The organism is Rhodovarius crocodyli (genome assembly GCF_004005855.1).
GTDB lineage: Bacteria > Pseudomonadota > Alphaproteobacteria > Acetobacterales > Acetobacteraceae > Rhodovarius > Rhodovarius crocodyli.
The window spans coordinates 87,311-107,115 of sequence record NZ_SACL01000004.1; the positions used below are offsets into that span (position 1 = coordinate 87,311).

The 19,805-nt window shown below is 70.4% G+C and carries 19 protein-coding genes; 7 read left to right on the plus strand and 12 right to left on the minus strand.

Annotated elements, in window-relative coordinates:
• Positions 1-110: 110 nt before the first annotated feature.
• The 3 genes from EOD42_RS12475 to EOD42_RS12485 are packed head-to-tail and all read right to left on the minus strand — an operon-like array spanning position 111 to position 2,928.
• Entirely contained in the window at positions 111-1,088 is a 978-nt protein-coding gene (locus EOD42_RS12475) for a DNA polymerase III subunit delta' (RefSeq protein WP_127787877.1), read from the minus strand.
• Complete coding sequence (tmk, locus tag EOD42_RS12480; RefSeq protein ID WP_338069639.1) at positions 1,085-1,672, minus strand: dTMP kinase; 588 nt, start codon at positions 1,670-1,672, stop codon at positions 1,085-1,087. The genes EOD42_RS12475 and tmk overlap by 4 nt, the downstream gene beginning before the upstream one ends.
• Positions 1,673-1,677: 5 nt before the next feature.
• A complete protein-coding gene (locus tag EOD42_RS12485) occupies positions 1,678-2,928 on the minus strand; it encodes a D-alanyl-D-alanine carboxypeptidase family protein (RefSeq protein ID WP_127787879.1) in 1,251 nt (416 codons plus the stop codon).
• A gap of 156 nt (positions 2,929-3,084) precedes the next feature.
• Between EOD42_RS12485 and EOD42_RS12490 the strand changes: the two genes are divergently transcribed.
• A complete protein-coding gene (locus EOD42_RS12490) occupies positions 3,085-3,405 on the plus strand; it encodes a hypothetical protein (RefSeq protein WP_240655147.1) in 321 nt (106 codons plus the stop codon).
• Between the two features lie 37 nt (positions 3,406-3,442).
• On the opposite strand, the gene EOD42_RS12495 is transcribed toward EOD42_RS12490, so the two are convergent.
• The gene (locus EOD42_RS12495; protein WP_127787880.1) at positions 3,443-4,330 is read right to left on the minus strand and encodes a septal ring lytic transglycosylase RlpA family protein; all 888 of its coding nucleotides are present in this window, start codon (positions 4,328-4,330) and stop codon (positions 3,443-3,445) included.
• On the minus strand, positions 4,327-5,331 hold the full coding sequence (locus EOD42_RS12500) for a lytic murein transglycosylase (protein WP_164867911.1): 1,005 nt from the start codon (positions 5,329-5,331) through the stop codon (positions 4,327-4,329). Before EOD42_RS12500 ends, EOD42_RS12495 begins: the two co-directional genes overlap by 4 nt.
• 106 nt (positions 5,332-5,437) lie before the next feature.
• On the opposite strand from EOD42_RS12500, the gene EOD42_RS12505 reads away from it, so the two are divergent.
• Positions 5,438-6,853, plus strand: a complete 1,416-nt coding sequence (locus EOD42_RS12505) for an MmgE/PrpD family protein (RefSeq protein WP_127787882.1) — start codon at positions 5,438-5,440, stop codon at positions 6,851-6,853.
• Positions 6,854-6,856: 3 nt separating this feature from the next.
• On the opposite strand, the gene EOD42_RS12510 is transcribed toward EOD42_RS12505, so the two are convergent.
• Positions 6,857-7,807: a Bug family tripartite tricarboxylate transporter substrate binding protein gene (locus EOD42_RS12510; protein ID WP_164867912.1), complete on the minus strand. Its 951-nt coding sequence runs from the start codon at positions 7,805-7,807 to the stop codon at positions 6,857-6,859.
• 113 nt (positions 7,808-7,920) lie between these two features.
• Between EOD42_RS12510 and EOD42_RS12515 the strand changes: the two genes are divergently transcribed.
• On the plus strand, positions 7,921-8,880 hold the full coding sequence (locus EOD42_RS12515) for an alpha/beta hydrolase (protein ID WP_127787884.1): 960 nt from the start codon (positions 7,921-7,923) through the stop codon (positions 8,878-8,880).
• Here the strand turns inward: EOD42_RS12515 and EOD42_RS12520 are convergent.
• Entirely contained in the window at positions 8,877-10,034 is a 1,158-nt protein-coding gene (locus EOD42_RS12520) for an amidohydrolase (RefSeq protein ID WP_127787885.1), read from the minus strand. The two genes, EOD42_RS12515 and EOD42_RS12520, sit on opposite strands and share 4 nt — an antisense overlap.
• Before the next feature lie 124 nt (positions 10,035-10,158).
• On the opposite strand from EOD42_RS12520, the gene EOD42_RS12525 reads away from it, so the two are divergent.
• Complete coding sequence (locus EOD42_RS12525) at positions 10,159-11,223, plus strand: GGDEF domain-containing protein (RefSeq protein WP_164867913.1); 1,065 nt, start codon at positions 10,159-10,161, stop codon at positions 11,221-11,223.
• A 1-nt stretch (position 11,224) separates the two neighbouring features.
• Here the strand turns inward: EOD42_RS12525 and EOD42_RS12530 are convergent, their stop codons facing one another.
• Genes EOD42_RS12530 through EOD42_RS12540 form a run of 3 tightly spaced genes read right to left on the minus strand, consistent with a single transcriptional unit; the run spans position 11,225 to position 16,058 of the window.
• A complete protein-coding gene (locus EOD42_RS12530) occupies positions 11,225-14,299 on the minus strand; it encodes an efflux RND transporter permease subunit (RefSeq protein WP_127787887.1) in 3,075 nt (1,024 codons plus the stop codon).
• Entirely contained in the window at positions 14,299-15,384 is a 1,086-nt protein-coding gene (locus EOD42_RS12535; protein ID WP_127787888.1) for an efflux RND transporter periplasmic adaptor subunit, read from the minus strand. Before EOD42_RS12535 ends, EOD42_RS12530 begins: the two co-directional genes overlap by 1 nt.
• Positions 15,385-15,443: 59 nt before the next feature.
• Positions 15,444-16,058, minus strand: a complete 615-nt coding sequence (locus tag EOD42_RS12540) for a TetR/AcrR family transcriptional regulator (RefSeq protein ID WP_127787889.1) — start codon at positions 16,056-16,058, stop codon at positions 15,444-15,446.
• 108 nt (positions 16,059-16,166) lie between these two features.
• Here EOD42_RS12540 and EOD42_RS12545 point away from each other — a divergent pair, with 108 nt between their 5' ends.
• Positions 16,167-16,634: a DUF3237 domain-containing protein gene (locus EOD42_RS12545; RefSeq protein ID WP_127787890.1), complete on the plus strand. Its 468-nt coding sequence runs from the start codon at positions 16,167-16,169 to the stop codon at positions 16,632-16,634.
• A gap of 1 nt (position 16,635) precedes the next feature.
• Positions 16,636-17,637 carry a D-cysteate sulfo-lyase gene (gene cuyA, locus EOD42_RS12550; RefSeq protein ID WP_127787891.1) on the plus strand — a complete coding sequence of 334 codons (1,002 nt, stop codon included), beginning with the start codon at positions 16,636-16,638 and terminating at the stop codon, positions 17,635-17,637.
• Here the strand turns inward: cuyA and EOD42_RS12555 are convergent.
• Positions 17,630-18,238, minus strand: a complete 609-nt coding sequence (locus tag EOD42_RS12555; protein WP_127787892.1) for a TetR/AcrR family transcriptional regulator — start codon at positions 18,236-18,238, stop codon at positions 17,630-17,632. The genes cuyA and EOD42_RS12555 overlap by 8 nt on opposite strands.
• Before the next feature lie 87 nt (positions 18,239-18,325).
• Here EOD42_RS12555 and EOD42_RS12560 point away from each other — a divergent pair, with 87 nt between their 5' ends.
• On the plus strand, positions 18,326-19,066 hold the full coding sequence (locus tag EOD42_RS12560; RefSeq protein ID WP_127787893.1) for a 3-oxoacyl-ACP reductase family protein: 741 nt from the start codon (positions 18,326-18,328) through the stop codon (positions 19,064-19,066).
• Here EOD42_RS12560 and EOD42_RS12565 read toward each other — a convergent pair.
• Positions 19,056-19,760 (minus strand): alpha/beta fold hydrolase, encoded by a 705-nt coding sequence (locus EOD42_RS12565; RefSeq protein ID WP_206020343.1) that lies wholly within the window; start codon positions 19,758-19,760, stop codon positions 19,056-19,058. The genes EOD42_RS12560 and EOD42_RS12565 overlap by 11 nt on opposite strands.
• Positions 19,761-19,805: the final 45 nt, after the last annotated feature.

The following is a 19,805-nucleotide window of genomic DNA, read 5'->3' on the forward strand; positions in this document are numbered from 1 at the left end:
AATTCATGAAAATTGTCCATGGAGCTTTTTTAGGTGGCCCGAATGGCCGCGCAACACATGAATCAATGACAGAGGCGTGATCGGGTTATTCACAAATACTCGATGCTTAGTCAGCGCAGCCAGTCCAGCGCCTGCATCACCGCCTGCTTGCGTTCCAGCGCCAGCCGGTCGGCGGCGGCGGCATGGGCGCCCAGGCGCGACCACAGCTCCGCCCACTCGCCCGGTGACCGGCGCGCGGCCCATGGCGGGCAGGCCCCCTGCCCGGCCGCCCTGGTGCCGCCGGCCAGCAGCGCGCGCAGCAGCGTGAAGAAGGTGTTCATCGGCCCGACATCACGGGCAGCGACACGCTCCGCGATCTCGGCCGCGCGGCGCGGCGGCACGCCTTCCAGCGCCTCGCGCGCCAGGCGCGCCATTTCCAGACCTTCGCCCGCCGCCAGCTGCAGCGCCCGGCCGGGAGAGCCGCCGGCCAGGCCGATCAGTTCGGCGCGCTCCTCGGCCGGCATGTCGGGCAGAAAGCCGCCCAGCAGGCTGTCCATGGTGGCGGGCGCCAGCGGCGAGAGCTCCAGCCGCCGCACGCGGCTCATGATGGTGGGCAGCAGGCGTCCCGGGGCGGCGCAGGCCAGCAGCAGCATGGCGCGCGGCGGCGGCTCCTCCAGCGTCTTGAGCAGGGCGTTCTGGCCGGCCGCGTCCATGGTCTCGGGCTGGTCCAGCACGACGACGCGCCATCCGCCCTCGGCGGGCGTCAGGCTCATGAAGCCCTTGAGGCCGCGCACATCCTCGACGCGGATCATCACGCGCTTGCCCTCGCCGGTGTTGGGCGCAAGGGTCAGCAGATCGGCATGCGCGGCGGCGGCCACGCGGCGAAAGACGGGGTGTTCGGCCGGCAGGTGCAGGCTTTCGCCCGCGGGGGCGCCGGCCAGCAGCCAGCGCGCGAAGCGGTAGGCCAGCGTGGCCTTGCCTATCCCGGGCGCGCCGGTCATCAGCCAGGCGTGATGCAGCCGCCCGGCATGGGCGGCGCCGGCCATCAGCGCCTCGGCACCCTCATGGCCCAGCAGCAGCGGGTTCTCGCGCGGCTCGGGCGCGGTCATAGCGCGGCCAGCATCGCCGCGAAGACGGCATCGGGCGCCTGCCCGGCATCGATCACGCGGAACCGCCCGGGTTCGGCGGCCGCCTGGTCCAGGAAGCAGCGGCGCACACGCTCGTGGAAATCCCGGCCGAGGACGTCGTAGCGGTTGATCTCGCCGCGCCCCATGGCGCGCGCGATGCCGGTGTCGACCGGCACATCCAGCAGCAGCGTGCGGTGCGGCCACACCCCGTCCAGCGAGAGCTTCACCAGCCCGTCCCACAGGGCGCGGTCACCCCCCTGCCCGGCCACCTGATAGGCCAGCGTGCTGTCGGCGAAACGGTCGCACAGCACGATCGCTCCCGCCTCCAGCGCCGGGCGGATGCTGCGCGTCACATGTTCGCGCCGGGCTGCGAAGTGCAGCAGCATCTCGGCCTTGGCATCCCAGGGGCGTGAGAGCAGCAGCGCGCGCGCAGCCTCGGCGCCGGCCGAGCCGCCGGGCTCACGCGTCAGCAGCACGGGGCGGCCCCCTGCCGCCAGATGCGCGGCAAGGCGGCGGATCTGGGTGGATTTACCCGCCCCCTCGCCGCCTTCCAGCGTGATGAACAAGCGGCTCAGCCCCCGCCGAGCAGGCGCTGCAACGCACCCGGAATGCGGGCCAGCATGCCGAGCTTCTCGACATCCGCACCGGCATAGAGCGGCAGCGTGATGGGAGGCACGCCCGACCCGCCGATCTCGATGCGGCCCAGTTCCTGGCCGCGCATGACGGGCGCCGGCACGGGCGCCTCATAGCGCAGGCGCGCCTGCATGGTGTTGCGCCAGGTGCGCGGCAGCGTCACCACCACGTCGCGCCCGCCCACCAGCGGCACGGTGGGCGAGGAGCCCAGATGCACCGGCACCTGCTCGATCGCATCCTGCGCGCGGAACAGCACGACGTTCTCGAAATTGCCGAAGCCCCATTCCATCAGGCGCACGCTTTCCTCGATGCGCGCGCCCTGCGTCGGCAGGCCATTGAGGACCATGACCAGCCGCCGGTCGCCCTGCTTGACCGAGCCGACGAGGCCATAGCCCGCTTCCTCGGTATGGCCGGTCTTCATGCCGTCCGCGCCGTTCATGCGCGACAGCAGCGGGTTGCGGTTATCCTGGCTGACATTGTTCCAGCGGAAGTTCCGCTCCGAATAGAAGCGGTAATATTCCGGGAAATCATGGATCAGCCGCTTGGCCAGCCGCGCAAGGTCGCGGCAGGTCATGCGGTGTTCCGGGTCGGGCCAGCCCGTCGCGTTGCGGAAGGTGGAGTTGGTGAGGCCCAGCTCCCGCGCCTTCTGGTTCATCAGCTCCACGAACTGGCGTTCGCTGCCGGCAATGCCCTCGGCCAGCACCACGCAGGCATCGTTGCCTGACTGGATGATGACGCCGCGCGTCAGGTTCTCGATGCTGACCTGGCTGCCGACCTCCACGAACATCCGGCTGCCGCCCATGCGCCACGCCGTCTCGCTGACGGTGAAGGTCTGGTCCATGCGGATGCGGCCCTGCTTCAGCAGGTCGAACACCACATACATGGTCATGAGCTTGGACATGGAGGACGGCGTCATCCGCTCGTCGGCCGCCTTTTCCAGCAGCACGGCGTCGGTCTCGAAATCGATGATCAGCACCTGGCGGGCCAGGGTATCGACTGGCCCGACCGGGCTGCTGGCGGGCGTGCCGGCAGGGCGCGGGGCGCGCGGCGCCGCGGGGCGGTTGGCTGGTCGCGGCTGGGCGGCGGCTTCCTGCGCGGGCAGCAGGGCGGGCACCACCAGGGGCGCGGCCAGCAGGGCGCGCCGGGTCTTGCCGGAGGCGGAGGGGCGGGAGTCGCGGGACAGTGCCATGTGCGGGGCTTACGCCCGAACGGGGGGCGGGCTCAAGCGGTCACGGTTGCGTGGGTGCCCCCAGAACACCCTGGCGCCGCCACAAACCTGCCTTTTATCAGGTCATATATGATCCACATGAAAGTCTCGAACCTTGAGAGGCCCAAGATGACCGCGATGAAGAAGCTGTTTGTCGCCCTGCCTGTGGTGGCCGTGCTCGGCGCGGCGATGGCGCCCTCGGCTGAGGCCTGGGACGGCCGTCACCGCCATGGTGGCGGCGGTGGCGCCGTCGTTGCCGGCACCATCCTGGGCCTGGGTGCCCTGGCCCTGGGCGCGGCGGCCCTGGCGCCGCCGGCCTATGCCTATGCGCCGCCCCCGCCGCCGCCGGTGTATTACGCGCCGCCGCCGCCGGTCGTGTATGCGCCGCCCCCGGCCTATTACGCGCCGCCGCCTCCGCCGGTGTATTATGGCCGCCCGGCCTACTACCGGCCCTGGTAAAGCAGAAAACCCCGGAAGCGCCGCTTCCGGGGTTTTTTCATTCCACCACGATGCGCGGGTCGGGCACGCCCGCCTGCCTCGCGCGGGACCAGGCCGCATCGGCCTCGGCAGGGGTGGTGTAGGGGCCCATCCGCACGCGGTATTCCTGCTGGCGCGACCGGGGGCCCACCGATTCCGTCCGTCCGCCCACGCGCGCCGCCAGGCGGTCCGCGAGCGATCGGGTGAAGAAATTGCCCACATCGACCACCAGCCGGCCGGGGCTGGCATAGCCGTTCTCATAGCGCTCAGGCAGGCGCAGAGGCGGCATGTCGGGTGTCGCGGCTTCCACGATCTCGCGACCCTGGCGGGGTGCCGAGGTGGCGCCACGGGCGGCTGCCACGCGGGCGCCGGAAGGCGCGTCCAGGCTTTCGCGCTCTACCTGGCCGACTGGTGCCGCCTGGATGTTCAGGCGCGGCTGGTCGCCCACCAGGCCCAGGGAGAGAGCACGGCTCGGCTCGGCCTCCACCTGCACGCGGGCCTGGAAGGTGGCACCGGCCCGCACGCCCAGCAATTCCGCGGCCTTGGCGCTGACGGCCAGGATGCGCCCGGGCTGGGAGGGGCCGCGATCATTCACCCGCAGCACCACGACGCGGCCGTTTTCCATGTTCGTCACGCGGATGATGGCGGGCAGCTGCAGGGTGCGGTGGGCTGCCATCATGGCGCCGGCGTCGAAGATCTCGCCATTGGTCGTGCGGCGGGGGGCCGCGACCGGCTGGACGATGGCCAGGCCCGTCTCGTTCAGCGTGAAGTCCTCACGCGGATAGGACCAGACGCCGCCCAGCTGATAGCCCTGCCCGACCTCGTAGCGCGGCTGCGGCTCCGGCGGCGGCGGCGGGCGGGTACAGGCCGCCAGCGCCAGCAGCGCCGCCAGTACGACGCGCCTCATGCCGTGACCCGGTCGCCCAGCATGCCCACGGTCAGGGCATAGAAGTTGGAGGGGTTGTAGCGGCGGATGGCGTGGAAGTTGGGCAGCGCCAGGAAGGCCTGGTTGGCCCCGCTCGCCTGGTTGGCCGGGATGATCAGCCCGCCCTGCCCGCCCTGCAGCGGCCCGCCATCGGCCCGGCGCACGCCCATGCGCGCCCATTCCGCCACCGCCGGCCACTCACCGGCCGGGCGCGGCCTGGAGGGCTCGGCCAGAGACAGGTTGAAGCCCGGCGGCAGCACCACCTCGTAGCCCCAGCTCTCGCCGTCCCGCCAGCCGCTGCGGGCCAGGTAATGGCCGATGCTGCCCAGCGCGTCGGCGGTGTCGGTCCAGATGTCCTTGCGCCCGTCGCCGTCCATGTCCACGGCGAAGCGCTCGAAGCTGCTGGGCATGAACTGGGGCTGGCCCATGGCGCCAGCATAGCTGCCGCGCATGCGGTCCACCGAGATGTGGCCGCCATCCAGGATGCGCAGCGCGGCCATCAGCTCGTTCTTGAAGAAGGACGCACGCCGGCCTTCCCAGGCCAGGGTGGCGAGCGCCTCGATCACGTTGAAATTACCGGTGAAGCCGCCGTAATTCGTCTCCAGCCCCCAGATCCCCATGATGACCTTGGGTGAGACTCGGAAGCGTGCCTCGACGTTTCGCAGCAGGTTTCTTTGGTCGGCATAGGCCCGGCGCCCGGCATCGATGCGGGTCGAGGACAGGCGGCCGTCGCGATACTGCTGCCAGGTGATGGTGAATTCGGGCTGGCGACGGTCCAGCTCCAGCACCCGGTCATTCGGGCGCAGCCCGGACAAGGCCCGGGAAAGCGTGGATTCCGAGACACCTGCCTGGCGTGCCTCGCGCCGGATGCCGGCGATGAAGGCGTCGAAGCTTCCGGCCGGCTGGGCGAGCACGGGAAGCGGGGTGGAAAGGGCCAGGAAGCCACCGGCGAGTGCGGCGTGGTTCAGGGCCCGGCGAGACATGCGCATCCTTTAGTCAGTGCCACAGCCGCCCCGGATACCGCAACCATCCCGCTTTCCCAACCGGCTTTGCAAACGCTACACTAGGACCAGAACGGAGGACCCCAAGATGAGCGCCCCTGACGAAACCCAGGTCACCAAGATCTTCGCGGAATACGCGGCCAGCATCCGCTTTTCCGCCCTGCCCGCCGATGTCCAGGAGCGCACGCGGTTCCTCGTGCTCGACCTGGCGGGCAACATGCTGCGCGGCCGCGTGGACGCAGAGAGCAGCGCCCCCCTGCTGGCCGCGGCCCGCGCCATGGGCGTCTCGGGCGGCAACCATGTCGTGTTCGGTGAGGCCAGCCGCTGGACGCCGGCCGGCGCCGCCCTGCTGAACGGCGCCTTCGCCCACAGCCTGGATTTCGACGACACCCACGCCGCCGGCACCCTGCACCCGGGCGCGCCGGTGATCCCGGCGGCCTTCGCCGCCGGCGAGATCGTGGGTGCCAAGGGCGAGGACGTGCTGGCCGCGATCGTGGCCGGCTATGAGGTCACGAACCGCCTCTCCCTGGCCCTGCCGGGCGGCGAGCATTACGCCCGCGGCTTCCACCCCACCGCCACCTGCGGCTGCTTCGGCGCGGCGGTCGCCGCCGCCCGCGTGTTCGGGCTGGACACGGCGGCCATCGAGGACGCGATCGGCATCGCGCTCAGCCAGTCGGCCGGCAGCCTCGCCTTCCTGAACAATGGCGCCTGGACCAAGCGCTTCCAGGTGGGTTGGGCCTCCATGTCGGGCCTGTCGGCGGCGCTGCTGGCGCGTGAGGGCTTCCGTGGCGCCGGCCAGGCGCTGGAAGGCCGCATCGGCTTCTTCAAGGCCTATGCCCCGAACCCGACGCCGGCCCGCGCCGTGCAGGATCTGGGGACCCAGTTCGAGCTGATGGAGACGGCGGTGAAGCCGTACCCCTCCTGCCGCTACGGCCATGCCAGCGTGGATGCGGCCCTGATGCTGCGCGCGGAACTCGGCCTGAAGCCGGAGGAAGTGGAGCGCGTGACCATGGGCCTGCCCGCCGCCGGCATGCGCCTGGTGGGCGACCCGGTCGCCTATAAGCAGAACCCGCAGAATGTGGTCGACGGCCAGTTCAGCGGGCCTTTTGTGGTGGCCAATGCCCTCGCCTACGGCCATTTCGGCTGGGACAGCTACGAGAAGCTGCAGGACCCGACCCTGCGCGCCCTGATGCCCAAGATCTTCACCGAGTTCGACCCGGAGATCGAGGCCGAGTTCCCGGCCAACATGTCGGGCAAGGTCACGCTGGTCGCGCGCGGCCAGACCTTCGTGAAGAAGGTGGTGGTGCCGAAGGGCGAGCCCAGCAACTTCCTGACCGAGGCCGAGCTGCGGCAGAAGTTCCATGCGCTGTCGGATGCGGTGCTGGGCGCCGATCAGGCCTCTCGCCTGGCCGACGCCATCGTGGGCCTGGACAAGGCGCCGGACGTGCACACCGTGATGCGCCTGGCCGTGCCGGCCCAGGTCAGCCGCATGGCCGGCGAGTAATACTCAGCCCGGCGTTATCCCGCCCTCGCGGATGAGTTGGGCGTTGCGCTCGAACTCATCCGCCAGGAAGGCGTTGAATTCCCGCAGCGGCATGGGGTTGGGGGTGAAGCCCAGCTCCGCGAAGCGCGCCCTGACCGGCTCCTCGGCCAGGGCGGCGTTCAGGGCCTCATTCAGTTTTTCCAGCCTGCCCATCGGCGCCCCGGCCCGCGTGACCATCGCGAACCAGGAATTGGACACCACCTGCGGCAGGCCGAGCTCGGCCAGGGTCGGCACGTCCGGCATGGTGGGGTGCCGCGCGGTGTCCGCCACCGCGAGCGCCCGCAGCCGCCCGTCGCGGATCAGCGGCAGGGCGTCGGGCAGGTTGCTGAACATCACGTCCACCCGGCCGGTGGCCACATCGACCTGCGCGGGCGCGCCGCCGCGATAGGGCACGTGGGTCATGTTCAGCCCGGTGGCCAGGCGCAGGCTCTCCCCGCCCAGATGCGATGACGTGCCCTGCCCGAAGCTGGCATAGGTCAGCGGCTGCGCGGGCGGCAGGCGCCGGATGGCGGCCAGGTCCCGCCAGGGCGCGCGGGGTGCCGTGATCAGCACATGCGGGTTGAAGCCGATGCTGCCGACACCCGTGAAATCACGCCGCGCATCGAAGGGGGTGTTCGGCAGCAGGGTTGCGTTGATGGTGAAGCTGTTGGCCATGACCAGGATCGCGTGGCCGTCCGAAGGGGCCTTGGCCACGAGGTCGGTGCCGATCACCGTGGCGCCGCCCGGCCGGTTGTCCACCACCACGCTGCCGCCCAGCATCTCCGCCAGGCGCGGCTGCAGGATGCGGGTGATGATGTCGAGCGACCCGCCGCCCGGAAAGGGCACCACCAGCGTGACGGGGCGGGTCGGGAAGGATTGCGCCAGGGCGGGGGTGGCCAGCCATGGCGTGGCCAGGATGCTGCGGCGAAGGATCATGCGCGAATGATTTCGCGCCATCCATGTCGGCGCAAGCCACAAAAGCCCGGCCCATGGCCTTGCCTGCCCTGCCCGCTTCAGGCTGGCTTGCATCCAGCGAATTGGAGAAGCCTATGGACCCCCGCATGGACGCCGACATGGCCGCCTATAACCAGGCGCTGGCCGACAGGGCCAAGGGCCTGCCCGCCCTGGTCATTCCCGCCGACCCGCGCGGCGGCCCCTTCGATGAGCCCCGTCGCGTGAACGACCTGCTGGCCGCGCCCCTGGAGCCGGGCGGGCCCGTGATGGCCGAAAGCCGCGAGATCTGGCTGCCCATCCGCGGCCGCCGGCTGCTGTGCCGCCTGCACAAGCCCGCCGGCAGCGGCCCGCTTCCGGTGCTGGTCTATCTGCATGGCGGCGGCTGGGTGTGGGGCAGCATCGACAGCCATGACCGGCTGGCGCGCGAATATGCGGCGGCCAGCGGCGCGGCCGTGCTGCTCGTGGATTATGCGCTGTCGCCGGAGGCGATGTTCCCGCAGGCGCTGCACGAATCGCTGGATGTCGTGCGCTGGGTCGCGCGTGAAGGCGCCTCGTTGGGCCTGGACGGCAGCCGCATCTTCGTCGGCGGCGACAGCGCGGGCGGCAACCTGTCGGCGGCGGTGGGCCTGCTGAACCGCGATTGCGGCCAGCCGGTGCCGCTCAAGGGGCTGCTGCTGAACTACGGCGTGTTCGACCATCTGCTGACGACCGACAGCTACAGGGAATTCGCCGAGGGCTACGGCCTGACGCTCGCGAAGATGGAGTTCTACTGGCGCGCCTATTGCCCTGACCCTGCCGGGCGGCTGAACCCGCTGGCCTCGCCGCTGCGGGCCAATCTGGCCGGGCTGCCGCCCTGCCAGGTGCATGTCGCGGGGCTGGATGTGCTGGCCAGCGAGAATTACGCGATGACGGTGGCGCTGCAGGCGGCCGGCGTGCCGGTGGAGGAGCATCGCTTCCCCGGCGTGGTGCATGGCTTCCTGCGCGGCACCGGCATGATCGCCGCGGCCGATGCCAGTGTGGCGGCGGCCGCGGCCTGGATGAAGAAGCTGTTCTAGCCCTCGCCCGCCAGCGCCTTCTTGGCCACGCTGGCCAGGAAGCCGCTGGCGCTGGGCAGCACTTCGTCGTTGAAGTCGTAATTGGCGTTGTGCAGTTCACGCCCGCCCTCGGCCGGGCCGTTGCCGATCCAGACGAAGGCGCCGGGCACTTCCTTCAGATACCAGGAGAAATCCTCACCCGTCATGGCGGGCTGGATGTCGCGCGTCACGGGCGCCACCAGCGCGCCGGCAACGGCGGCCAGGTCGCGCTCGGCCGGGTGGTTGGCGGTGACGGCCACGCCCTGGCGGAACTGGAAATCGACCTGCAGGTTGAAGGCGGCGGCCACACCATGGGCGATCTCGCCGATGCGGCGCTCGATCACCTGGCCCACATCATCATACAGCCAGCGGGCGGTGCCCTTCAGCTCCGCCCATTCGGTGATCTGGTTCTGCGCCTCGCCGGCCTTGGCGATGGTCAGCGACACCACGCCGCTGCGCAGCGGGTCCAGCCCGCGCGCCACCACCGACTGCAGCGCGACGATCGCGTGGCCGAGGCCCAGCATGGCGTCATGCGTCAGGTGCGGCAGCGCCGCATGGCCGCCATGGCCGGTGAAGCGCATCTCGAAGCGGGCGCCGGCCGCCATCACGGCCTCGTCATGCACGGCGATGGTGCCCGCCGGCAGGCCCGGCCAGTTGTGCCAGCCGAAGATGCGCTCCATCGGGAAACGCTGGAACAGCCCCTCCGCGATCATCTTGCGGGCGCCGCCACCGCCTTCCTCGGCGGGCTGGAACACCAGCTGGACCGTGCCGGTCCAATCCGGGTCGTTCAGCAGCATCTGGGTGGCGCCCAGCAGGGCCGCCGTGTGGCCGTCATGGCCGCAGGCATGCATCACGCCGGGGTTCTTGCTGGCCCAGGGCAGTTCCTGGTTGATCTCCTGGATCGGCAGCGCGTCCATGTCCGCCCGCAGGCCGACGGAGCGGTTGGAGCCGTCGCCGCGCCGCAGCGTGGCCACCACGCCATGGCCGCCCACACCCGGGGTGATCTCGGTCACCCCCATTTCCTTCAGCTTCTCAACGACGAAGGCGGCGGTCTCCTGCTCATGCAGGGTCAGGCCGGGGTTGGCGTGCAGGTGGCGGCGCCAGGAGGCGACGCGGGCGTGAAGGGCAGAGTCCATGGCGCGCAAGTTACGAGGACAGGCGGTTATTGCCCAGCCCGCAGATAGGCGCCGCGCACTTACTCATTCTTCACCAGGCGCATGGCAGCATCCCGGCATCCCTCAAGAGGTAACGGGAGGTCGCATGGTGCCCACCCTTCAATCCCCCAGCACGCGGGCGCAACGAATGCAGCAGATCAGCGCCCATGCGCGGGCCGCCATCACCTCCCTGCAGGAAAACGGGCTGCCCCCCAGCCCGCCCTACTACACGGTCTGGTTCGAGCATCACGCCGGCCGCAAGCCCGAGCTGTCCCACGCGCTCGACCTGGCCGCGGCCCGGGGCCGCGTGACCGATACCGTGATGGACGACCTGTCCGCGCGCTTCTTCCAGCCGCAGACGGAGTTCAAGGCGCTCTCCAGCGCCCTGACCCGGATCTCCGGCACCCTGCGGGAGGCCTTGGGCATCATGGCCTCCCACGGGGCGGATGCCGTCAGCTTCGGCGATTCGCTGAATGAGCTGTCGGCCGAGGCGCTGCTGAACCCCGAGCGCCTGCAATCCGTCCTGGCCCGGCTGGTGGACGAGGCGCGAGAGATGACGCGCCGAACCCATGAGATGGGCCGCAAGATCGCCCATTCCGCCCAGCAGATCGAATCCCTGCGCGGTGAGCTGGAGGACACGCGCAAGGAGGCCAACACCGATGCCCTGACCGGCCTGCCCAACCGCCGCGCCTTCGACGCGCATCTGCGCGCCATGGCCGGCCAGGCCACCGAAAGCGACCAGCCGCTGTCCATGATCCTGATCGACATCGACCACTTCAAGTCGATCAACGACCGCTGGGGCCACCCGGTGGGCGATGCGGTGCTGCGGCGCACGGCCATCACCGTGGCCTCGCTGCTGCGGGACCAGGATGTCGCGGCACGCTTCGGCGGCGAGGAATTCGCCGTGCTGCTGCCCCGCACCCTGGCCGGCCAGGCCGCCCAGATCGCGGAGCGCATCCGCGCGGGTGTCGCCACCCAGACCCTGACCCTGCGCACCACGGGCGATGAGCTGGGCGACATCACCGCCAGCTTCGGCGTGGCCGGCTATCGCGGCGGGGAGCAGACCGCCGCCTTCCTCAGCCGCGCGGACCAGGCGCTGTATGATGCCAAGAAGGGCGGCCGCAACCGCGTTTGCGGGGAGCAGCCCGCCCGCGCGCAGCGCTGGGCCTGAGCTACTCGGCCGGGGCCGGCATGGCCCCCGGCACGGACTGCGCGCGCGGCCTGCGCAGCGCCAGCGCATAGAGCGCCGGCACCACGAACAGGGTCGCGACCGTCGCAACCGTCAGTCCCCCGATCATGGCTGCCGCCATCGGCCCCCAGAAGGCCGAATGGGTCAGCGGGATGAAAGCCAGGATGGCCGCGAGAGCCGTCAGCACCACGGGGCGGGCGCGCCGCACCGTGCTCTCGACGATGGCTTCCCGCAGGTCATGCCCCGTCGCCAGGTCCTGCTGCACCTGGTCCACCAGGATCAGCGTGTTGCGCATGATCATGCCCGCCAGCGCGATCACGCCCAGCAGCGCCACGAAGCCGAAGGGCGCGTCGAAGGCCAGCAGCGCCGCCGCCGCCCCCGGAATGCCCAGCGGCGCCGTGGCGAACACCAGGAAGGCCCGCCCGAAATGCCGCAGCTGGATCATCAGCAGCGTCGCCATCACCGCCAGCATGACCGGGAACAGCACGAACAGGCTGGCATTGGCCTTGTCGGACTGTTCCAGCGCGCCGCCCACCTCCATCCGGTATCCGGGCGGCAGGGCCGCGATCAGCGGCGCCAGACGGGGCAGCGCGGCATTGGTCACGTCGGGTGCCTGATAGCCGGGCAGGATCTCGGAACGCACGGTGATGAAGGGCTCGCGGTTGCGGCGCCACAGGATGGGCTCCTCCATCGCCGGCACCAGCCGGGCCACCTGCGACAGCGGCACGGGCCCCGCGGGTGTCGCCAGCGTCAGGTCCGGCAGCTGAGACAGGCCCAGCCGCTCCTCGGGCGGGGCGCGCAGCACCACATCGACCAGCCGGTTGCCCTCGCGGATCTGTGTGGCCGTGACGCCCGACAGCAGCGAGCCCAGCGAGTTGGCCACGGCCTGGGGTGAGAGGCCGAGCTGAGCCAGGCGCTGCTGATCCACCTCCAGCCGCACGGCGGGCGCAAGCTCGCTCCAATCGGTCTGGGCGGCGCGCGCGCCCGGCACGGCGTTCAGCGCATGCACCCATTCATCGCCCAGCCGCCGCAGCGTGTTGGGGTCAGGCCCCATCAGGCGGAACTGCACCGGGTAAGCGACAGGCGGGCCGAAATCGAGCCGCGAGACGCGCACCCGGCCCTCGGGGAAGGCCCCCTCCTCCACCATCGCGATCAGCCGCGCGCGCAGGCGCTCCCGCGCCTCCAGGTCGCGGGTCTCGATGATCAGCTTGCCGAAGGCCTCATTCGGCAGGTCGGGGTTCAGGGCCAGGAAGAAGCGCGGGGCGCCGGCACCCAGATAGGCGGTGTAGTGCCGGGCATCGGGGTCGTCCGCCACCGTGGCTTCCAGGCGACGGATCACGGCATCGGTCGCCCCGATCGCGGCACCCTGGCGCATGTTCACGTCCACCAGCAGCTCCAGCCGCTGGCTGACGGGAAAGAACTGCTTGCGCGTCAGCCCCATGCCGACGAAGCCCGCCGCCAGCAGCCCGAAGGTGGCCAGCAGCACCAGCCAGCGGAAGCGCACGCAGAAGGAGACGGCGGCCCGCAGCGCGCGGGAAAAGCCGCCCTGATAAGGGTCATGGTGGTCGGCATGGGGTGTCACGCGCAGCATGGCGGCCCCCAGCCAGGGGGTGAACACCACCGCCACCACCCAGCTGGCGATCAGCGCGGCACCCACCACCCAGAAGATGCCGCCCGCATACTCACCGGATGTGGAGTTGGCGAAGCCCACCGGGATGAAGCCCGCCATGGTGATCAGCGTGCCGGTCAGCATGGGCCCGGCCGTGGAGGTCCAGGCGAAGCCCGCGGCGCGCACCTTGTCCCAGCCCTGCTCCAGCTTCACCAGCATGGCCTCGATGGCGATGATCGCATCATCCACCAGCAGGCCGAGCGCCAGGATCAGGGCGCCGAGCGAGATGCGCTCCAGCTCCGTGCCCCGCCACAGCATGAAGGCGAAGACGAGGGAGAGCGTGAGCGGCACGGACAGCGCCACGATAATGCCGGGCCGGAAGCCCAGCGACAGGAAGCTGACCACCAGCACCACGCCGAGTGCCGCCGCCAGCTTCAGCAGGAACTCGTTGACGCTCTCGGCCACGATATGCGGCTGGTCGGAAACCAGGCTGAGCGACAGGCCGGCCGGCAGTTCGTGGCGGATCCGGGCCAGCTCCCCGTCCAGCGCACGGCCCAGGCGCAGCACATCCACCCCGCGCTCCTTCACCACCGAGAGCAGCACCGCGCCGTCGCGGCGGAAACGGATAGCGGTGCTGGGCGGGTCCTGCACGCCGCGCGTGATGGTCGCGATGTCCGAGAGCAGGATGGTGCGGCCGTCGAGCGGAATGGGGGTGGCACCCACGCTCTCGATGCCGTCCAGCCCCTGCGGCAGGCGCAGGTTGATGCGGGTGGATCCCGTCTCGACCGTCCCACCCGGCGTGACCGGGTTGTGGCGCTGCAGGGCGGTCAGGATGGCCTCGGGCGAGATGCCGAGGGTGGCCAGCCGCGCGTGGCTCACTTCCACATGCACGCGCTGGGGCTGCTCGCCGTCCATCACCACCTTCTCGACACCCGGGATGCGGCGCAGGCGGATGCGCAGGCGCTCGCCCTGCCGCGCCAGTTCCGCGTTGTCGGCGCCGGTCAGGGCGATGACGGCGGAATAGACGTCGGAATACTCGTCGTTGAAAAAGGGGCCGATGACGCCCGCCGGCAGCTGGGCGCGCATGTCGCTCACCTTCTTGCGCACCTGGTACCACAGCTCCTGCACCAGCCGTGCCGGGGTGTCGTCGCGCAGGCTCAGGGTGATGGTGCCGACGCCGGGGCGCGCGTAGGTCTGCAGGGTGTCGATATAGGCCAGGTCCTGCAGGCGGCTTTCGATGCGGTCCAGCACCTGGTCCTGCATCTCATTGGCGGTGGCGCCCGGCCATTGCGCCTGGATGACCATCACCTTGATGGTGAAGCCCGGGTCCTCGGCCCGGCCCAGCCGGTTCCAGGCCATGAAGCCCAGCGCGAAGACCAGGATCATGGCGAACAGGGTCAGCGCCCCGTTGCGGATGGCCCATTCGGACGGGTTGATGCGGGTATTCATCAGCGCAGCGTGCTCGCCAGGCGCTGGTCCACGGGGCGGACGCGGGTTTCGGGGCCCAGCAGCTGCGGGCCCATGGCGATGATGCGCGCGCCCTCGGGCAGGTTGGCCGTGACGGTGGCGGTGGTCTCGGCCATGGCCAGCACAGTGACGGGCACGGCGCGCAGGCGGTCGCGGCCCTCCAGCGCCCAGACCATGGGCCCCTGCCCCCGGTCGTGCAGCGCGCTGAGCGGAATACGGGCGGCCATGCCGCCGCGCGCGGGCAGATGCACGGTGGCGGTCATGCCCAGTTGCGCCCAGTCCGGCGCGTTCGGAATGGTGAAGCGCGCGGCATAGGTGCGCAGGCCGGGCTCGGCCTGGGCCGCCATCTCACGCAGCGTGACCGGCAGGCGGTCGTCGCGCCGGGCCCAGAAGCTGGCGGTGGCGGTGGGGTCCTCCACCCGGTCCGTGAGCGTCTCCGGCACCTGGACCAGGATTTCGCGCTCGGCCGGGTTGGCGATGCGCAGCACGGGCGTGCCCTCGGCCACCACCTGCCCCGCCTCGGCCAGGATGGCGGTCACGACGCCGTCTGCCGGCGCCACGAGGGTGGCATAGGAAGCGCGGTTGCGGGCCAGGTTGCGGCTGGCGGCGGCGCTGGCCACGCGTTCCCGCGCCGCACGGGCGGCGGCCACGCGCTGGTCGTTGAAGGCGGGCGCGACATGGCCGGCGGCCAGCAGCTGGGCAGAGCGGCTGGCGTCATTCGCGGCCTGGACGGATTGCGCCTCGGCCGCGGCCAGATCGGCCTCCGCGGCGCGCAGCGCCAAGTCCAGGTCGCGGGCGTCGATGCGGGCCAGCGCGTCGCCCTGGCGCACCCGGTCGCCCAGGTTGACCAGGCGCTCCGCGATGCGGCCGCCGGCGCGGAAGCCGAGGTCGGCTTCTCGGCGGGCGCGGATCACGCCGGTCAGGTTGGCCGGGCGCTCGACGGGTGCCGGGCGGTATTCCGCGGTCTGGACGGGGGTGGGCGGTTCCTCACGCGGGATCTCGGCTGCCTGGTCGGCCTTGCAGGCCGCGAGCATGAGAAGGACCGGGAGGATGAGGCTGGGGCGCATGGAATCCGTCCTGACTGCGCCGCCTGTATGAACTGACGATTTTTGAAAATCAACAGTCGTTAGCGAAGGCCTCTCTTCAGCCCCGCCACCAGCAGCGCCAGCGTCAGGTCGAGCGACTGCGCCAAATCGGGAGAAGGCTCAGGCATGTTCAGGCAATCCTCAATGAGTTGAGGATGATAGAAGGCGAGCAGGCTGACCTTCAGCACCAGCGCCATCTGTTCCGGGTCGCCGGGCGCGAATTCGCCGCTGGCCATGCCGTCCGCCACGCAGCGCCGCAGCGCGGCCACCAGCCGGTCCAGGAACTGGGTGATGGAGGACCAATGTTCCTCCATCGCGGCCGCGACCATGTCGTGCATGCGTTTCTCGGTGAAGAACACCTCCAGGCATGCCTTCAGCAACTCATGGGTCAGGGCGTTCAGGCGCTGCTCGGCGGTGCCGGCGCCTTCGGCCTCAGCCTCGATCCGTGCTGAGATTCCGCTGAGAAGCCGGGTGCAGATCGCTTCGTTGATCGCGCTTTTCGAGGGGAAGAACCGGTAGACATTGGCGGGTGACATGCCCAGCGCGCGGGCGATGTCGGCCACGGCGGTCTTCTGATAGCCCATGCTGCGGAACAGGGCCTCTGCCGTGTCGGCGATGCGGGCGCGGGTGGCTTCGGCGGTGCTGGGGGCGGTCATGGTCTGTGACGAATTTCAAAAATCATCAGTTATCTAGATTCCCGGCCATGGCTTGTCCAGCGCGAAGGCTCCCGGCAGGCTGGCCGGAAGCCAAGAAGGAACCGGACCATGGCACCTTTGCCCGTCAACACGGAATATCTTTGCACCCTGTCGCTGAAGGTGGGCGCCCCCGCCCCGGTGGGCGATGCCGGCAAGCATGACCTGCGCATCGTGCCCGTCATCGGCGGCACGGCCACCGGCCCCGGCCTGAATGCCGAGGTGGTGGCGGGCGCCAGCGCCGACTGGCTGCGCATCGAGCCCGACGGCACCACCCATATCGACGTGAAGCTGACCCTCAAGACCGCGAGCGGCGCCCACCTGTTCCTGCAATACAACGGCTTCCGCGCCGGTCCGCCCGAAGTGCTGGCCGCCCTCGGCCGTGGCGAGGCCGTGCCCGTCGACCAGTATTATTTCCGCGTCACCGCCCGGTTCGAGACGGCCGAGCCCTCGCTCGCCTGGCTGAATCGCGTGGTGGTCGTGGGCATCGGGCAGCGCCCGCCCACCGGCCCGCAATACGACCTGTATGTGGTGAAGTGAGATGAACCTCGGCCGCTTCCCGCGTGTCAGGCTGGGCCATGGGCCCACGCCGCTCGAGCCCCTTGAGCGGTTGAGCCGGCACCTGGGCGGCAAGGTGAACATCTGGGTCAAGCGCGACGACTGCACGGGCCTGGCCACCGGCGGCAACAAGACGCGCAAGCTGGAGTATCTGCTGGCCGACGCCCTGGCCCAGGGCGCCGACACGCTGATCACCATGGGCGCCACCCAGTCCAACCACGCGCGCCAGACGGCGGCGGCGGCGGCCAAGGCGGGGCTCGCCTGTCATCTGATGCTGGACAGCCGGGCGGGCGTCGCCACCGACGCCTACAAGCATTCGGGCAACATGCTGCTGAACGGGTTGCTGGGTGCGCAGGTGCACCATTTCCCCGCCGGCACCGACATGCCGGCGCAGATGCTGGACCTGGCGGAGCGCCTGAAGACCGAGGGCCGCAAGCCCTATGTCATTCCCGGCGGCGGCTCCAACCCCGTGGGCGCCATGGGCTATGTGAACGCGGCGCTGGAGCTGGTGGCGCAGGCCTCCGCGCTGGATCTGCGCATCGACCACCTGGTTCATGCCACGGGCAGTTCCGGCACCCAGGCCGGGCTGGTCGCGGGGCTGGTCGCGCTGAATGCCGGCATTCCGGTGCTGGGCTTCACCGTGCGCCAGACCCGTGAGGTGCAGGAAGGCGCCGTCCTGGCGCTGGCCGAGGCCACGGCCCAGCACATGGGCCTGCCCGCGGGCACCGTGCGGCCGGAGCATGTGGCGGCCGACAGCCACTATGTCGGCCAGGGCTATGGCGTGCCGACGCAGGGCATGGTCGAGGCCGTGCGGATGCTGGCCGAGCAGGAGGGAATCCTCCTCGACCCCGTCTACTCCGGCAAGGCCATGGCGGGGCTGATCGACTACATCCGCCAGGGCAGGTTCACGCAGGGCGCGAACGTCGTGTTCCTGCACACGGGCGGTTCGGTCGGGCTGTTCGGCTATCCGGACGCCTTCAGCTGAAACGCACCATCGCCAGCCGCGCCACCTGTTCCAGTTCGGCGCGGCCGGCACCGTCGCGGGCCAGCAGAGACATGCCGCTCTGCACGGTCTGATAGAAGCGGGCCAGCGCCGTGACGTCGGTGGCCTCTGGCAGTTCGCCTTCTGAGACCGCCTGGCGCAGCCGGCGCTCCAGCCGCGCCCGGCCTTCTTCCCGCGCATCATGGATCAGTCGACCGAGCGCCTCATGCCCCTCGCTGCCCACCGAGGACAGCGTGACCATGCAGCCGCGCGGCATGTCCGCGGCGCAGCCGGTGAAGGAGGCAGCCGAATCCATCAGAAAGGCCTCGATCGCGTCCCTGGCCGTCTGCGCCGCGCGGAAGCGGGTCCAGACGAAGCAGTCATAGGTCCGCGCGTAATGCTCCAGCGCCTCTGAATACAGCGCCTCCTTCGAGCCGAAGGCGGCGTAGAGGCTGGTGGGGCCGATGCCCAGCGCCTCGGTCAGGTCGCTGATGGAGGTGGCCTCATAGCCCTTTTCCCAGAACAGACGTGTGGCCTTTGCCAGCGCCGCCTCGCGGTCGAAGGCACGGGGGCGGCCGCGCGGCTTGCTTTCAGATTTATGCATCGATCACTTTATAAAGCTGTTGACAGTGACGGGCAAACGGATTTAGCCATTTATGCAGCGATCAATTCACAAATAGGAACACACCCCATGACCCAGCTTCTCGGCAAGCGCGCGCTCGTCACCGGCGCATCCCGCGGCATCGGCGCCGGCATTGCCCGCGCGCTCGCGCAACAGGGCGCCGATGTCGCCATCACCTATGAGCGTTCGGCCGAACGCGCCGCCGAGGTGGTGGCCGCCATCGAAGGTTTCGGGCGCCGCGGCCTGGCCATCCAGGCCGACAGCGCGGATGCGGCCGCGGTCCGCCGCTCCGTGGATCAGGCGGCGGAGGGCCTGGGCGGGCTCGACATCCTGGTCAACAACGCGGGCATCGCCCGCATGGGCGCGCTGGAGGAGCTGACGCTGGAGGATCTGGACGCTCTGCTGGCGGTCAATGTCCGCGCGCCGGTGCTGGCCTCGCAGGCGGCGCTGCGCCATCTGGGCGCAGGCGGGCGCATCGTCACCATCGGCTCCAATGTCGGTGAACGCGTGCCCTTCCCCGGCATCACCGCCTATTCGATGTCCAAGTCGGCGCTGAATTCCTTCACGCGCGGCCTGGCGCGGGAGGTGGGGCCGAAGGGCATCACCGTGAACCTGGTGCAGCCCGGCCCGATCGACACCGACATGAACCCGGCCGACGGCGCGCTGGCCGATGCCGTGGTGGGCTTCACCGCCCTCGGCCGCTATGGCCGGGTCGAGGACATCGCGGCGGCGGTGGCTTTCCTGGCGGGGCCGGCCGCGGGCAACATCACCGGCACCTTCCTGACGGTGGATGGCGGCTTCAACGCCTGAGCCAGCGTTCCATGGCGCCGGCCACCAGCGCCGGCGCCTCCATGCTGGGCAGATGGCCGCAGCCGGGGAATCGGACCAGCTCCGCCCCTGGGATGGACAGCGCCATCTCCTCGGCCAGTTCCGGCGGGGTCAGCACATCGGCCTCTCCCACCGCCACCAGCACCGGTACGTCAATGATGGGCAGGTCGGGGCGCGAATCGGGGCGCTCCATGATGGCGCGCTGCTGACGGAAGAAGGCGTCCTGGCCGACGCGGTCGGCCATCGCCATCACATCCTCGGCCAAGGGCCCCGAAAGATGGTCCGGATGCAGCAGCTGCGGCAGCAGCCGGGGCGTCACTCCCTTGAACTGACCCACCTCCGCCAGTTGCATCAGGCCACGCCGCTTGCCCGTGGCCTCTGCCGTGTCCGGGCGGGCGGAGGTATCGAACAAGGCCAGGTGCGTGATGCGCTCCGGCGCCGCGCGCCACAGGGAAAAGGCCACATAGCCGCCCATGGACAGGCCCGCGACGGCGAAGCGTGCCCCCTGCCCCCATGCCTGCTCGGCCGCGGCCAGCGCCCGATCCGCCATCGCCTCCATGCTCTCGTCCAAGGTGAGGTCGGCCACCAGCGCCTCGGCGGGCAACAAGGGAATGACATCCCGCCAGAGCCGCGCGTCGCACAGCAATCCGGGCAGAAGCAGTATTTTTGTGGTCATGATCGCGGCAGTCATGCGCAGGAAGCACTGCCGGGCAAGAGCTTC